This window comes from Variimorphobacter sp. HTMS_6 (assembly GCF_059717775.1).
In genome coordinates this window covers 656,800-671,732 of sequence record NZ_AP046094.1, presented here as the reverse complement: position 1 = coordinate 671,732, position 14,933 = coordinate 656,800, and the positions used below count along the sequence as shown (strand labels likewise).

General features: G+C 37.6%; 13 protein-coding genes. 2 read left to right on the top strand and 11 right to left on the bottom strand.

Annotated features, from left to right (window positions below):
- Positions 1-4: 4 nt before the first annotated feature.
- Complete coding sequence (hutI, locus tag AC6IWN_RS02995) at positions 5-1,261, bottom strand: imidazolonepropionase (protein ID WP_497990891.1); 1,257 nt, start codon at positions 1,259-1,261, stop codon at positions 5-7.
- 172 nt (positions 1,262-1,433) lie between these two features.
- On the opposite strand from hutI, the gene AC6IWN_RS02990 reads away from it, so the two are divergent.
- Positions 1,434-2,996, top strand: a complete 1,563-nt coding sequence (locus AC6IWN_RS02990; RefSeq protein WP_497990890.1) for an HAL/PAL/TAL family ammonia-lyase — start codon at positions 1,434-1,436, stop codon at positions 2,994-2,996.
- Here AC6IWN_RS02990 and AC6IWN_RS02985 read toward each other — a convergent pair.
- From AC6IWN_RS02985 to AC6IWN_RS02965, 5 genes are all read right to left on the bottom strand, one after another.
- Complete coding sequence (locus tag AC6IWN_RS02985; protein WP_497990889.1) at positions 2,989-5,616, bottom strand: winged helix-turn-helix domain-containing protein; 2,628 nt, start codon at positions 5,614-5,616, stop codon at positions 2,989-2,991. The two genes, AC6IWN_RS02990 and AC6IWN_RS02985, sit on opposite strands and share 8 nt — an antisense overlap.
- A gap of 73 nt (positions 5,617-5,689) precedes the next feature.
- Entirely contained in the window at positions 5,690-6,670 is a 981-nt protein-coding gene (locus AC6IWN_RS02980; protein WP_497990888.1) for an ABC transporter permease, read from the bottom strand.
- A complete protein-coding gene (locus AC6IWN_RS02975; protein ID WP_497990887.1) occupies positions 6,667-7,407 on the bottom strand; it encodes an ABC transporter permease in 741 nt (246 codons plus the stop codon). The genes AC6IWN_RS02980 and AC6IWN_RS02975 overlap by 4 nt, the downstream gene beginning before the upstream one ends.
- 112 nt (positions 7,408-7,519) lie before the next feature.
- On the bottom strand, positions 7,520-8,458 hold the full coding sequence (locus tag AC6IWN_RS02970) for an ABC transporter ATP-binding protein (protein WP_497990886.1): 939 nt from the start codon (positions 8,456-8,458) through the stop codon (positions 7,520-7,522).
- Between the two features lie 649 nt (positions 8,459-9,107).
- Positions 9,108-9,596 (bottom strand): hypothetical protein, encoded by a 489-nt coding sequence (locus tag AC6IWN_RS02965; protein ID WP_497990885.1) that lies wholly within the window; start codon positions 9,594-9,596, stop codon positions 9,108-9,110.
- Between the two features lie 491 nt (positions 9,597-10,087).
- Between AC6IWN_RS02965 and AC6IWN_RS02960 the strand changes: the two genes are divergently transcribed.
- Entirely contained in the window at positions 10,088-10,540 is a 453-nt protein-coding gene (locus tag AC6IWN_RS02960) for a GNAT family N-acetyltransferase (RefSeq protein WP_497990884.1), read from the top strand.
- Here AC6IWN_RS02960 and AC6IWN_RS02955 read toward each other — a convergent pair.
- The 5 genes from AC6IWN_RS02955 to AC6IWN_RS02935 form a co-directional block, all read right to left on the bottom strand.
- Positions 10,535-11,308 (bottom strand): YibE/F family protein, encoded by a 774-nt coding sequence (locus AC6IWN_RS02955; protein ID WP_497990883.1) that lies wholly within the window; start codon positions 11,306-11,308, stop codon positions 10,535-10,537. The genes AC6IWN_RS02960 and AC6IWN_RS02955 overlap by 6 nt on opposite strands.
- A gap of 102 nt (positions 11,309-11,410) precedes the next feature.
- Positions 11,411-12,550, bottom strand: a complete 1,140-nt coding sequence (locus tag AC6IWN_RS02950; protein WP_497990882.1) for a YibE/F family protein — start codon at positions 12,548-12,550, stop codon at positions 11,411-11,413.
- A gap of 225 nt (positions 12,551-12,775) precedes the next feature.
- Positions 12,776-13,390: a Fe-only nitrogenase accessory AnfO family protein gene (locus AC6IWN_RS02945; RefSeq protein WP_497990881.1), complete on the bottom strand. Its 615-nt coding sequence runs from the start codon at positions 13,388-13,390 to the stop codon at positions 12,776-12,778.
- Positions 13,391-13,427: 37 nt separating this feature from the next.
- Positions 13,428-14,384 carry a hypothetical protein gene (locus AC6IWN_RS02940; RefSeq protein WP_497990880.1) on the bottom strand — a complete coding sequence of 319 codons (957 nt, stop codon included), beginning with the start codon at positions 14,382-14,384 and terminating at the stop codon, positions 13,428-13,430.
- Positions 14,385-14,407: 23 nt separating this feature from the next.
- Positions 14,408-14,932, bottom strand: coding sequence for a pyridoxamine 5'-phosphate oxidase family protein (locus AC6IWN_RS02935; protein WP_497990879.1), 525 nt, complete (start codon positions 14,930-14,932; stop codon positions 14,408-14,410).
- Position 14,933 lies beyond the last annotated feature (1 nt).

The following is a 14,933-nucleotide window of genomic DNA, read 5'->3' as shown; positions in this document are numbered from 1 at the left end:
TGTTTCATTCGCCCTGAGTTTGATAAATAACTTCACCATTTTTAATTACCGTATCGATGATATTGGTGGCAGTATGGTAGGCGAGAAACTTATAATCCGGGTATTCCAGCAAATTAATGTCAGCTTTTTTCCCCGGCTCAATGCTTCCAATGAGCCCTGCGCGCTTTAAGGCCGCTGCACCGTTTAGCGTAAATGCACATAGTGCCTCTTCTATCGTCATATCCATTTGAAGTACTGCAAGCGCAAAAATCAGAGGAATTGAAGACGAAAAACAACTACCCGGATTAAAATCGCTGGCTAATGCCACACCACATCCACAGTCAATCATCTTTCGAGCATTTGCATAAGGTTTATTAAGGCAAAAGGCTGTGCCGGGCAGCAGGGTGGCAACCGTGTTTGATAGCGCTAATTCGAGTATTCCTTGATCCGATGCCATTAACAGATGATCTGCTGAGATAGCGCCTAACTGTACAGCAAGCCGGGCTCCTCCGATTGAAGCCAGCTCATCCGCATGTATTTTTATATAAAATCCAATGTTCTTGGCTCCTTCTAACAATCTTTTGGAAGCTTCGATATTATAGATCCCTTCTTCACAAAAGACATCACAAAATTCTGCAAGCTTTTGATTTATAATATCCGGCATAACTTCTGTAAGCATAAAATCAATATAATCTTTTTCCTTCCCCACATATTCAAGAGGTATTACATGTGCTCCGAGGTAGGTTGGAACTACCGTAATTGGATGAACCTGATTTAACTGCTTCATTGCTTCTAATTGCTTCCGTTCATTCACCAGATCCAGTCCATACCCGCTTTTCCCTTCAACCGTGGTAACTCCCTGCTCTATCATTTTATTCAATCGGAATTTACCCAGTGCGATCAATTCTTCCAGTGAAGTATCACGAGTTTGAATAACCGTGGATTGGATTCCTCCTCCCATATTCATAATCTCATGGTAGGATACTCCTTTTAATCGCTTTGCGAATTCCTCCTCACGATAGCCTCCGAATATAAAATGAGTATGCGAATCCACAAAACCCGGCACAGCGCACTTACCCTCACCGCTAAGAACACAACATTCCTGTTCATCCACAAGGGATAGAATGTCCTCTGTTTTACCGACGTATCGGATGGTATCCTCTTCTATATAGATTGCTCCATCATGAATGCAGTGTATCTGATTCATCTCATTCCCTTTTTTCTGGGTATCTCCAAGTGGTGTTGCTATCTGTGATATGTTTTTAATTAATAACCGTTTCATGTTACTACTTCCTTCTATTTTAATCATATACTATCTTCATCATACTATCCTATTGTCAAAAATCAGTCGAAAATCAGTGTACAACCAAGAAATTCCTATGGTATAATTGCGTCAATATAAGTAAAATAGCAGAAAATCAATTAATCGCTGAGATATGTATGGAGAAAATATTATGGATCAAATATCAATTAAGAACATAGAAAAGATAAAGTTCGTTGAACTTTCTGAAAGAGAAATTACTTTTGAGGAATTTATCGCTGTTGCGAAATATCATGCAATACTTCACATTACCCAAGATTATAAGAAGAATATTGATTCCACCCGTAAAATTGTGGAAAAGTATCTAGAAGATGGGCGAGCAATCTATGGTGTTACAACCGGCTTCGGGGATAATGTAAAGTATATGATTTCACCGGAGGAGGCTACGATTTTACAACAGAACCTGCTGCGCTCCCATGCTTGTTCCGTGGGTGAACCATTGAAGGAAGAAGAGGTTCGAGCCATTCTTCTCATGATTATATTGAATACCGGTAAAGGCTACTCAGGAATCAAGTCAGACACACTGGAATTACTATGCAATTATCTAAATCTTAATTTAGTCCCATTTGCTCCGGGGGAAGGTTCCGTCGGTTATCTGTCGGTCGAAGCTCACATTTGTCTTACCTTAATCGGGGAAGGATATTTTCTTGATAATGGTAACAAAGTCCTTGCTATCAAGATGCTTAGCACCAAAAATCTGTCCCCGGTTCAACTGGGATGTAAAGAGGGTCTGTCTTTAATCAGCGGAACCACCTCAGTAACTGCTCTTGCTCTGCTATCACTCTTTTACGGTATAAGTGCTTTTCAAAATATCCAAATTGCAGGAGCGCTTGCTTTTGAATCATTAAAGGGAACAACGAAAGCCTTCGATGAGCCGATTCATAATTTGAAGCATCACACGACGCAACAACAAGTTGCTAAAAACATGAGAACACTATTACAGAACAGTCAAATCTGTGATAAATATCGCGATGAAAAGGTTCAGGATGCCTGTTTACTCCGTACCATTCCCCAGGTACTGGGTTCCTGTTTGCAATTAATTCACGAAAGCTATGATACTATTTATAATGAATTGCTCTCCGTATCGGATAATCCTGTTATTCTTCCTGCGTGGGAAGGTGGCGAACAGGTTTATATGACCGGTAATTTTGATGGTTCCTATGTAGGAACTCACTGTGATATTCTTTCGATTGCATATGCTAATCTCGGTAACTTTGTAGAACGCTGTACGGATCGATTAGTAAACCATCATATCAGTAATGGACTGCCACCTTTTTTGACAATTAACCCCGGCTTAAACAATGGATTTATGATACCCCAATATACTCAAGCCGGATTACAAAGCGAGTTAAAACTCTTGGCTTCTCCGGCTTCAGTTGATAGCATCACAACTTGCGCCGGTCAAGAAGATCCTGTATCAATGGCATACCATGCCGCTTACAAATCTAATAGATCCGCTAAGAAATTAATTCAAATGACCGGTATTCTCTTAATGACTTCAATCCAGGCACTTGAGATTACGATATCGTCAACTGGATTACAACCTTCCTTAGTCGCAAAACAGATATTAGCATATATACGTCAAGAGATACCATTTGTAACGGAAGATCGATATCTATATCAGGATATGGATTATTTTATTAACCTGATTTATACGAATCAAATAATAAAACTGGTTGAAGCTGATCTTACTTAATCAGCCCTTCCTTCCGGCCTTTCTCCACCGCCATCATACGAGATGTAACTCCGAGCTTACCAAAGATACTAATTAGATGGGTTTTCACTGTAGCCTGTGAAATACAGAGCTTTTCTGCAATCTCACGGTTGGTAATTCCAAATGCCATCTCGCTTAATACATCATGTTCACGAGCGGATAATATCTCCTGTGTAGTGACCGGCAAAGCAGTATGACCACATATTGTCATCGCTTCCCGAACAAATTGTATCTCTGCTTCTGTGAGCAATTTTTTACTTTCCGTTTTTTCATACAGCTCTATTAAAAGAGGAAGAACTATTGTGCGATCCAGGAAAAACGGCATAAAGATACGATTCTCATGTGCATAATGAATTGCTTCACATAATAGATTCGTAATCTCCCTTTTTAATGAGCTGCTCTTCTCTGAAGAATTCACTAACATGTATACCTTAAGTAAATCGGCCTCTACTAAACGTATTTTATTATGATAAAGGCGGGAAAAGGTTAATATCTCTTCCACTTCTTTCATCGATTTCTGTTCTTCCCCACGTCTGAATAAAAGTCTTGCTCTTAGTAGATTCATAAACAATTGATCCCTGTAGTTCTTCACCTTACTCAGTTCATCGACAAAGCTTTCCCCCATCTCATCGGGAAGTCTATTCGCACACTCCATCTCATGAAGCAGACGACCTAATGTCACAACGCTATATCCGGAGTATTTTGCTATAATTTGTTCTACACTTTGCACTCCTCCGTCATCATCCCCGTATAAGAATTTTAACTCAGCGAGGTGATATATTAGTGTCATATCTGTTATATCAACACGTATGTGCTGTTCTTCAATTATTTTCTGTGCCTTCTCAAGTGCCTCAGCTGCTTTTTCTAACTCCATACGGCGCATGAATACCCCGGTTAGTCCAAAGTAATAATTCGTACCATTTGCAGTCATAAAAGAAGGTGATTTTAACAACTCCTCTGACTTTGAATAACAGGCAAGGCTATCATTAAGATTACCTGTTTCTTCATAGATCTGAGCCAATTGATTATACGCATAAAAATCAACAAAGATATTTGTGCCAGCGCTTAACTGTATCGCTTTCTTGATACAATTCTCCGCTTCCTCATACTGCATCTGATCCACCAACGCAGTGGAGTTTTCAACAAGTATCATCGCTTTTGTAACTGGTCTCATACGAAACTTATCAATTTGATCACCAGTCAATGCGTGAAAACGCGGCATTATACCATCCGTTTTATTAAAATAAACTTCGGCGAATTTGAATATTTGAAAGATATCACTATCCCCATAATGTTCTTCAAAAGCATCAAAAATAATTTTGCAACGCACCATGTTCAGTTTTCCCATGTTATACATAAAACACTGAGCAGTAAGGTCACTGTCCTCTATTAATATCTCTATTGGTACTTGATCCAGAAAGCTCCAAGTTTCGATACTGCCATCCATCGCATTCGCTAATCGAAGTACCTCTTTATAGTTCTCAGAAGCACAGTATTCTTTCAGTGCTTCTTCATAATCATTTCTTTGTTCAAAAGCATGTGCTGATTTTTGATAGTATTCTTTCTTTTCCCGCTCCGAAAGTAATGTAAATTGATGAGTAAGATATTCGGAAAGAATATTGTGATACCGATAAATACTATTTCGCTCATCAATACAGATAATAAATAGATTCTTCTGAATCAACTCCTCCATCATCTGATTAAAATCCGTTTTAGTAAAATCCTCAAAAAGTAAGGAGCATAACTCCCCATCAAAATAAGTCAGATAACCGGTTCTTAACAGAAAATCTCTTTGCTTTTTTGTTAATGATTCAAAAATCTCACGTGTTAAATATTCGGTTGCAATCCCTCCGCCAGCTCTAAGCAATTCTCCGCTAAATTTCCAGGCAATGCCGGCTGCCGCCGCAAGCTGAAGTCCTCCTATCCATCCCTCTGCATAGGAATTAAGATGTTCTAACTCCTCCTCACTGGCATCTAGTTTCAATGTATCCTTTAAAAATGACAACCCTTCCTCTGGGGAGAGCTGCATCTGCTTTCCATCAATAAAGAGAAATCTTCCGGAAACAGCAAGAGGACCTAAATAAACCGGCGGATCCTCTCTAGAGAGCATAAACAGGTGAAAATTGGAGGGCATCGCACTGATAAAGAACTCAAAGGTACGAATCAACGCTTCATCATTCATACAATGGACATCATCCAAAACCATATAATAATCCTCGTCTCCACAGATATGGTTAATCAACATAATTAATAAGTTTTCCATATGGGATACGTCCGGATTAGATCGAATTAAAGATAGAATACTATCCCCGTCTTCCCAAAATGCACTGATTGAAGCGGTAAAATAAAGCCAAAAAGAATATACATTCGTATTTGCATTATCCACTGTCATCCAGCAAACATTTTTCAGTCCTGTTTCCCGAAGATAGGAAGAAAGAAGCGTTGTTTTGCCGGTTCCCGCACCACCTCGAACAAAGATCACACTCATATCCTCGCTCTGGGAGAGTCGGTCAAATAAGGCCTTACGTACCACATAATTTTTACGTGGGGCAGGTATTTTTAATTTTGTGGAAAGAAGCATTGTGCTCTGGGAATCTTCCATAATTGTTCCCCTTTATCATTTTTTAACATTATTGTAATCCTGACTAACTGCTTTGGCAAGTCAGGATTACAAATCAAACCTTTTTCACATACCTTTTACGAAGCAGGGTACAGGATAGGAGAAATAACACAATTGAAAATCCAATTACATATAGAATTGATACACTGTGCGTCCATTCCTTCCCATTCTCCATTGCCTCTGCAAAATCCATGAACTCCTTCTGCGGCACCAGCTTTAGAATATGATCGAGAACTACATTATTCTTCGAAAAGGAGATGAAACTCCCCGATAGGATCGAGGTAAGGATCATAACAGAATTACCTAACATACTTGCATTATCCGGTTTGTCAATCAAGGTGTTTAACAACAATGCCACAGAGATTCCAAAGAATGCTAATACCGTCATAATTCCAGCGTATTGCAGGAGGGAAAAACCGATATTAATACCAATCAATTTCATCACCATCAGCATAATATATTCCGGTATTAATATAGTCAGACAGTAGAGACAATGAGCTGCAAGATACCATCCAAACGAAGTTGGGGCTGCCGTAATTCTTGTAAGCTGTCCCTGTTCCTTGTCATCGGCAAACCCAAACAGATTTGCAAAAGATATCATCAGAAAGAACATCATCATGAACCCGATTATATTTACACCCACACCTCGTTCAGCGCTAATCTTTCCGATATCGGCGTTCGGATTTTGTAACAGCAATAATACCATATTCTTAAAATCTCTACTACGTAAAGTTTCTACTTGATAGTTACCACTTCCATCTACCGTCACATAAGCATCGTATTTTTGTTTAACCAAGTCTGAATGAGGGGGCTTTTTCTCTAAAACTGTGATATCAAGCCGCTTTGAATCCTTGATTAAATTTTCATCCGATTGATTTGTTATCAAAACGACATGCCCTTTCACCTGCTGTAAGCCTGTTATATAAACTGCAAGAACCATAGTTGCCATGGTTACAATCGTTATAATCACTAATGTCATCATTCTTGGTATCGTACGAAGATAATTATTTTTTAATACATTCCAAAAAGTTCTCACAGATAATCCTCCGTTCTAAAAAAAACGCTACACCCTGCTACTAATAGAGCGGATATCATTGTTGCTGTAAGAAATACCGGCCAGAAGTAGCTGATACTGTTATCACAGGATATTGCAAAAAAAGCATTGTTCATCCATTTCACCGGCGATAGCTTTGAAGCAAAGGCTGCCATTTTACCAAGTCCATCAAGTGAAAAAAAAGTGCCTCCCAGTACGCACAATAGACTAACCGCAGTACTTAGCAAAGTGCTGGTAGTTTCCTCACAATGAAATAAACAGCAAAAGAAGATGCCGAGTGCTGCCGCACCGAATTCAATTGGAGCCATAAGAAGAATAAAGTAAATTGGTCTTGATCCAAGTGTAACATTTAGTAACGGACATAGAACTGCCAACAACCCAAGGTGAAGGGTATAGTCAAATAAAAAGGATGATAATATTTTTGAAAAATAGATTTGAAACCCTCCGGCTGGGGAGTGTATAATACGTAGGTTTGGTCGTTTTATGTCCCTCTCCATAAAACAATTTGAGGCGGTCATTGCTCCGTTTAGCATCGTATATATCATAAGTGAAATCAGATAATACTGATAAGAATCCTTAGAGTTAGCATAGTTACCACTCGATAAAAAACCCATAATTAAAATCATAAGTGCAGCAAAAACGGAATTAAAGCCAACCAAAACCGGGTTTTTAAAGAGATTCGTCATATCCATCTTAAATATAGCTAAAAAACTTCTCATAATTTACCTCCATTCCTGCGCATGTTTTATGCGCATATAACGTTTGAGCCGAGGATTACACAGGTACGAATTTTGCGAGTGAAAGGTTTCTCTTTCACTCTTTACTCCTCGCTTAATCTCTCAGTTTGCGACCAGTCATCTTAAGAAATACAGTCTCCAAGCTTGCAGCTTCACTTGTAATGTTACGAATTTTTTCCCCGCTGTCACAAAGAAGTGCGATGATACGATCCAAATTTTCAATTCCCTTTAATGCACTGATCTCAATCGTGTTACCCTCAACCTTTACGGACTTGACTCCTTCAATTGAGAAAAAGTCATCGTGACCAACTCTGCCGTTATCCTCCACTTCAATCATATAATGCTTCTCATTCTCTATATCTTCCTTCAGGCTCTCCTTTGTGCCTTCCGCAATGATGGAACCATGATCCATAATAATTATTCTTGTAGAAATCACTTCTACCTCCTCCATGTAATGAGTGGTATAGATTACAGTCATCCCCTGTTCTTTTAATTTCTTGATTGAATCAAGAATATGGTTTCTACTTTGCGGATCAATCCCCACCGTTGGCTCATCCATGATAACTAACTCGGGATGATGTGCAATCGCACATGCAATATTGAGTCTTCTCTTCATACCACCGGAGAAGGTTTTTACCTTATCCTTTCTTCTATCATCAAGTCCCGCAAAGAGTAAAGCTTCATTTACTGCCTCCTCTAATTTACTTCCATGCAACCCATATAACGAAGCAAAGAATCTTAAATTCCTCTCCGCACTCAGTTCTTCATAAAGTGCGATATCCTGCGGTACAATTCCGATGAACTGTTTGTAGGCACGAAGCCTTTTCCCTATCTTCGCTCCTTTAAATGTTATTTCTCCACTGTCACTACCCAGTGCTGCTGTCAGAATATTAATGGTTGTGCTTTTTCCAGCTCCATTCGGCCCAAGGATGCAAAGCACCTCCCCACGGTATACCTCAAAGCCTATATTCTTTAATACGGTATTCTCCTTAAAGCTCTTCGTCAAATTCCTGACTGATAATAAATTCTCCATATCGTTCATCTCCTATTTGATTTATGAGGCTATCATAACGCGAAGGGAGAATAAAAAAATCAACCGAGTGGTTGATTTAGGAGGTTGATTTAAAAAGGGGAGTAGGTTGATGTCGATTGATTGAAGATTAATAATACTTGGTTTACGTCAATCTGGGTATAGGTATATTAAGAAAGGAATGGGTGACATATATCATTCGCAACACGCTCCCGCTTGAATGAAGTACGTAGTGGTGCATAAGGTCATAAAACACATGACCTAAGCACCAACGACTTCATACAGTTGCTTCTGATTATATGTCACCCATTCCTTTCTGTTTTACGTACCGTGCAGATTGACTTACTCCTCGTAATATAACAAGGCTGTCTACTCAATAAATTTATAAACCTCATCTTTTTAAATCAACCTTGTACGTTGGATACCGTTTTTAAAAATGATTAATGACTCCAGACAACTTGTGGACGATTTTCTTATCACAAATATGTACTACATAATTGACGTAAAAGCACATCCTGTCTGAAAGATTTTTATTATAAGCTCTCTTATAAATAATATTGGCCATGAATATGATAGAAGGAGGGATGTAATCTTCCAATTTTTTAGGTTCTCAATATATAAGCTTATCATCTTTAGGATATGTTCATTTACTTTAGTCTTCAAATGAATTTTGTTTTGTAAGTACCCAAGGTATATGTGCTAAAATTTCCATTTGTATAATTGGTCTTGGAAAGCTTTTGTTTAACAAAGAGCACTCTTCATGAAAAGCAACTTTATAATTATTTGCTATATCAATCATATTTTCCTCAGCTAAATGACTTACCATAGCATCTTCAGTATTAGATGTAATTACCCAAGGTGACTCGCCTTTGGTAATTTTGCCGCAAATATAATAAAATCCTCCATAACACAGTACATTATTTTCCGAATAATTTACATACACTTCGGATGGTTTTTTAATATCTATCCCCAGCTTCTCAAATAAATTACTAATGTCAGAAGTCATCTGGTCAGCAGCACGTTCGTAGTTCTGGCAACCATCACAGTCACATCCATCTGAAATATACCTTTCTTTTATGTAATAGTCTTTGGTTTCTTCTACATTAATATCAAGAATATAATTACCTATTATCAATCTCAAATGATAGCCTCCTATCTATATCTTAGGTCAAATTTCAATAAGCATTAGCCACTCTATTGCGAAGTATTGTGATGTTTTTCGTTTATTATCAGAATAATATAAAACTGTTATTATATATAATCACTCATTTCAGTATACACTCCTAATATTTTAAAGTCTGACAACTCACTATTGTGAACGGTTTTGATTAAAATTTTGCTTTCAACCGCAATCATGGTAATATTATACATCTGCGTCTGATTTAAATTCAATATAAAATCAATTTAAATGTGCATAGAAAAAACCGGTTTATAAAAGGATAGCATATTGTTCTACATATTTTATTGACTGGATATACTGTTCTTCTTTAGAATCATAATATCGCTTACTTTATTGAATAATATATAAATATAGACAGTGTAATATTTTGAATGTAGAATTAAGACATGTTAAAATCACTGTATGAAATGATATTAAATATAATCTGATTATTACCAAAAGGAGATTTATAAATGATTAAAAAGCTTGACTTGAAGGATATCAATATAGTGAAATGTGTTTTAGAGGTTCAATTAGCCTCATATAAAATCGAAGCTGAGTTAATTGGTTTTTATGATATACCTCCATTAAAGGATACTGTAGAAAGTTTAAAGGTATGTGATGAAAATTTTTATGGATACTATATAGACAATTCGTTAGCAGGTATCATCACATTCAAAATTATAGATCGTGTTTTAGATATACATAGGGTTGCAATACATCCCCGTTTTTTCAGAAGAGGGATCTCAGATGCATTGATTCACTTTGTTGAAAAAATTAATTGTGATATCGATAAAGTAATTGTTTGTACCGGAAAGGAAAATCTGCCTGCTGTTAATTTATATTTAAAAAATGCGTATTTAAAAATAAATGATATAGAAATCGATAAAAATATTTATTTAACAGAGTTTGAAAAAACACTATGATAATGATTTCACATCATCCTTATCATGCATTATGAAATAAGTGCTGACTACTGCCGTGATTGGTATGATTATAGTGGCACCGAGGCTGCTGCAAAATACCTGAATAATTTCAGCACAGAATACCTTAGAGTTCATAATAACACCAAAGGAATAGGATAAATCCTTAAACCAGATAATCAGGGCAAGATATCCACCAAGGAAAGCAAAATAGATGGTATTTGTCATGGTTCCGAGGATGTCTCTTCCTACATTCATCCCCATTGCGAATAATTCTTTCTTGGTCAATGCGTTGTTATTTCGGTAGAATTCATTCATAGCGGAGGATACGGAAACTGCCACGTCAATTACAGCACCTAATAACCCCATGATCATCGTACATCCTAACAGTTTGGTAAAGTTGATGCCGATATAAAGTGAGTAGGTACTGATCTCATCAAATTCTTCCTCGCCAAAGCCCTGAATCTTTGCAAGCTCTCCGACTTTTTCTACAAGCACAATTAAGAAAATCAATGTAATTAGAACGGAGAGAAAGGCAGCGATTGTTTTCTTATTAACATTATTATTAAAAAATAACAGCACACAGCTAATCACAATTCCTGATACGATCGTAACAAGAAACGGACTATAGTGATGCGCCATTAATACAATTGCAAGATATAGGATTGCAACATTGAAGATCATGGAGAAGAAGGATTTTACCCCTTGTCTCCCTCCAATTTCCTCCATTAAAAAAAACAACAGGAATGCCAACACAACAATTATATTCATATTTCCCCCTAGTGACTGTTCTTTGCATTCGTTTATACCAAAGATTTCGTAAGCACAAACTTGGTGATGTGAATTATGCTTTCAATAACTCACACTTATTTTCTATTTATTCAGATTATGTATTTCATCCCTATTTCTCTCACCATTAGGTTTAATCCTCTTGTTCAAGAAAAAAAGAGTCGTATAAATTGAGATTGGGATCGATAGTACGATTCCGATGCTCCCGGTCAGCGCCCGCGCCATCTCCAGTGATAAGTTTGCATAGAAGGCATGAAACATTGACATGCCATTCTTGCTATATAATAGGATCATCGGGATGGAGCCACTGACATAGGCCAGTAACAATACATTACACATACTCCCCATGATATCTCGTCCGATTTCCTTACCGGAACTGACCAACGCCGCTCCTGACATCTGTTCATGATTCATTTCATACAATGAGGAAGTTATTGTAATCGCTATATCCATGATGGCACCAAGCGATCCCAGTAAAATCTCAGATAAAAAGATCGGTTCAATCGGTCTGGTGATGTATTGCATTTCTTCAAAGCGTAATCCATTTTTCTTCGTAGCGAATAAAACGATATAAGTAATTAGCATCGTAACAAGGGTTGCCAGCAGAGTCGATAGAATTGCCACATAGGATTTTCTGTTCCTCCCCAAAACCATCATCATTGAAAATGCAGTGAAAATGATTGCCAGTATGGAACAAAGAAATACCAGGTTCATTCCCTGTCGGTATAAATCCAAAGCATAATAAAAAATGAGTATATTGGCAAACAGGCTAATTGCAGCGAAAAGTCCTCGTTTCCTACCAATCAGCAAGATAAATATAAGGAATATCCAACCTGTTATTACGAGATAGTAATCCCTTTTTACACCTGTTATCTTCACCGATGTGTTCTGTGTGGAGTCAGTAAGAGATAGAAAAATCTTATCTCCGATGTGGTAATGATAATCATATGCTCCCTCCATAGAGTAGGAGTTGTCAATGCTGAGAATACTACCTTTTTTCACACCGTTAAGAATCCGAACACTCAGAGTCTGTTGATACAACTTCTTATTATCAGACTTCGAATTGTTCGGATCTTCCGTAATCTTAACCACCTTACCGATAGTTCTATGATAAAATTGTTCGTTATTATCTGCAAAAATCACTGAGCTCACTGCAACGATTGTTAAGACAGCACTAATAAGGATTATCTTTAATAATTTTGATCTTCCATTTATCTTCCACATAAGAATTCACCATTATCTACTTTTACATTTCTAAGTATTATCTTCCTCTATTTTACGATTAAACGTAATACTTTTATCCATTACAGGAGGTCATTGTCTAATCGGAACAACGTACATATCATTAGAATCAAGGAACATTTAATCCAAGATTCTTTTTCAAGGTTATTGTACTCCTTTTATTATGGATGTCAATATAGAGACAAAAAGCTGATGACAGCGTGATAATTAAATTTTACCCTTGTTCGGATAAATTTTCACCTTCATACATTCCTTATAATTTTCCACAGAAAACCGAATTTGTAAGTCACTTTGCTCCTTTTCAAGCCACTTTGGTACGTGATCGCAGATAATCTCCAGCTGGGTATAGTCATGTTTTTTTAGAAAAGGCATCAATATCTGCTTGGAATTATAGGAGGTGTTTCCACTCATCACCTCGCGAAGATCGGTATGGTAGATTCCGGTCTGCAGTTCAAAGATTGCTTTCGGTTCCATTGGAACCTCTTTACCGGTTCGTTGATGCTGAACACACTCCTTAATATCATCTAAAAATCCTTCTGGTTTCCCTGTAATCTCTAGCATTGATACCTGTTTTTCTTCAAATGCGATATAATGAATCCCCCTAATACGGTTAACCACGATCAGTTTACAATGATCCAGCCAATCACAGATTTCCCGAATCTTTTTATGAAGCGCTACAGAATCTGCAATCTGCTCTAGTTTATAATCCATATCCCGAATGATAACCCATTCACAGTTTACTTTAGCGTAAATCCGAATGGATCCATCCTTATCAAATCCGGAGGTATTCCCATCCGAATTAACCAATACAGCTATTTCCATATCTCCCTCCTAATTCGATGGTTATTTGTAATAATCGTTACATACAGGATGCTCCACAGTCAGAGCAATCGCTTCCCGGGCTGCATTTTTTCTGCTGATAGCTACCATCGTAAAGAAACAAAAAATTATAGTCTTCAATCGTAAAATTATATACTTCAGCACCATTATCAATCGTAACCTCATCGCCATGAAAGCGAATAACAATCGGTAACTTCACCATTTCATCCGAAACCATATCCAACCTAAGCTGTTGAAAAATCATGGTTCTGTTTCGCTCAGAAATTCGATTAACCACAATATCACTGTTTGTACTGACATACTGCAGACTTCCATCCGGATAAAATCTTACAGAATTAAAATCCGCATCGATTCCTACTGCATTTTGATCAAATGCGATGACCATACCAATTCTCGTCTCGATTGTAGTTGGATAAGCTGGTTCGAAAGACTCTAGACTTCCATCCTCATATAATCGAAATCCGATTCTGGCAGTCTGAATCCCAATCGGAGTAGCGATTTCAACTGTTTTTCGCGGCCATAGAATTAAGCTCTTTAGCACACCGCTTTGATAAAAACGAAGTCCAATTATTTTATTGATAAAATACCCGATGGGAAGGTCGAACTTCATATCTTCAAGGAGTGCTTCTTCATCCTCTACACTCCAACCATAGCTAAGCTGACCGTTGAGAGGAAATAAACTGTCGATGCTACCATCCTCATAAAAGGTTACCATTTCAACCATCATGGTTCCAAGGGATGTTGCTACCTTCGTTCTTTCCTCTAGTGCGATACTTTTTACATTCCCATTTTCATAAAAAGATAATGTCTTATTATCTTTCCTTCGTTCGTCAGGCGCCTTATATCTGGGAATATAAATCTTAGAACCCACAGTGATCTCATTACATTCATCTATTTTGCAATCCTTCATCTCTCCTGAGGGATAAGTAGTAAAGCTTGTTATTCCTTTTAATTGATATCGATCCATTGCAATCATAAAATCACTCCCCTTTCATTTCTTTAACCATGAAACATCTCATCTTTCGTTGCAACATTTTCTTTTGCCGTTCTCTCCTCCGGGATGATTTTATACACCGCTACTCCCTTGTTATCATGGGAGGATCGGTATTTTTCAACCAGCGCGGAAGATATTTTGCTCTTATAAAAGCCTGGCATGAATTTTTCCACAATATCCTGCAAAACCAATGCACCTTCCTCAAAATCCTCCACCTTTTCTGCACTTCCGTACACCATTACACTCATATAGGAGGTATCGGCATGACAGGCCACCGGATCCTTCACGGTTCCGACTTCTTCATACACGGTAAAGCTCACCTTAGGGTATTTCGCTAATAAATCAATCTTTTTTCCTGAGGATAATCCATGAAAATAGATCGATCCATTTCTCCATATATAATTTACCGGTACACAATACGGATAATTTGAACCGGAGATCCCAATGACACCGGTTCTTGACTTTAATAAAAACTCTTCTATCCTGGCTTCATCCGTACATATTCTTTGCTTATATCTAATTTGCTCCATA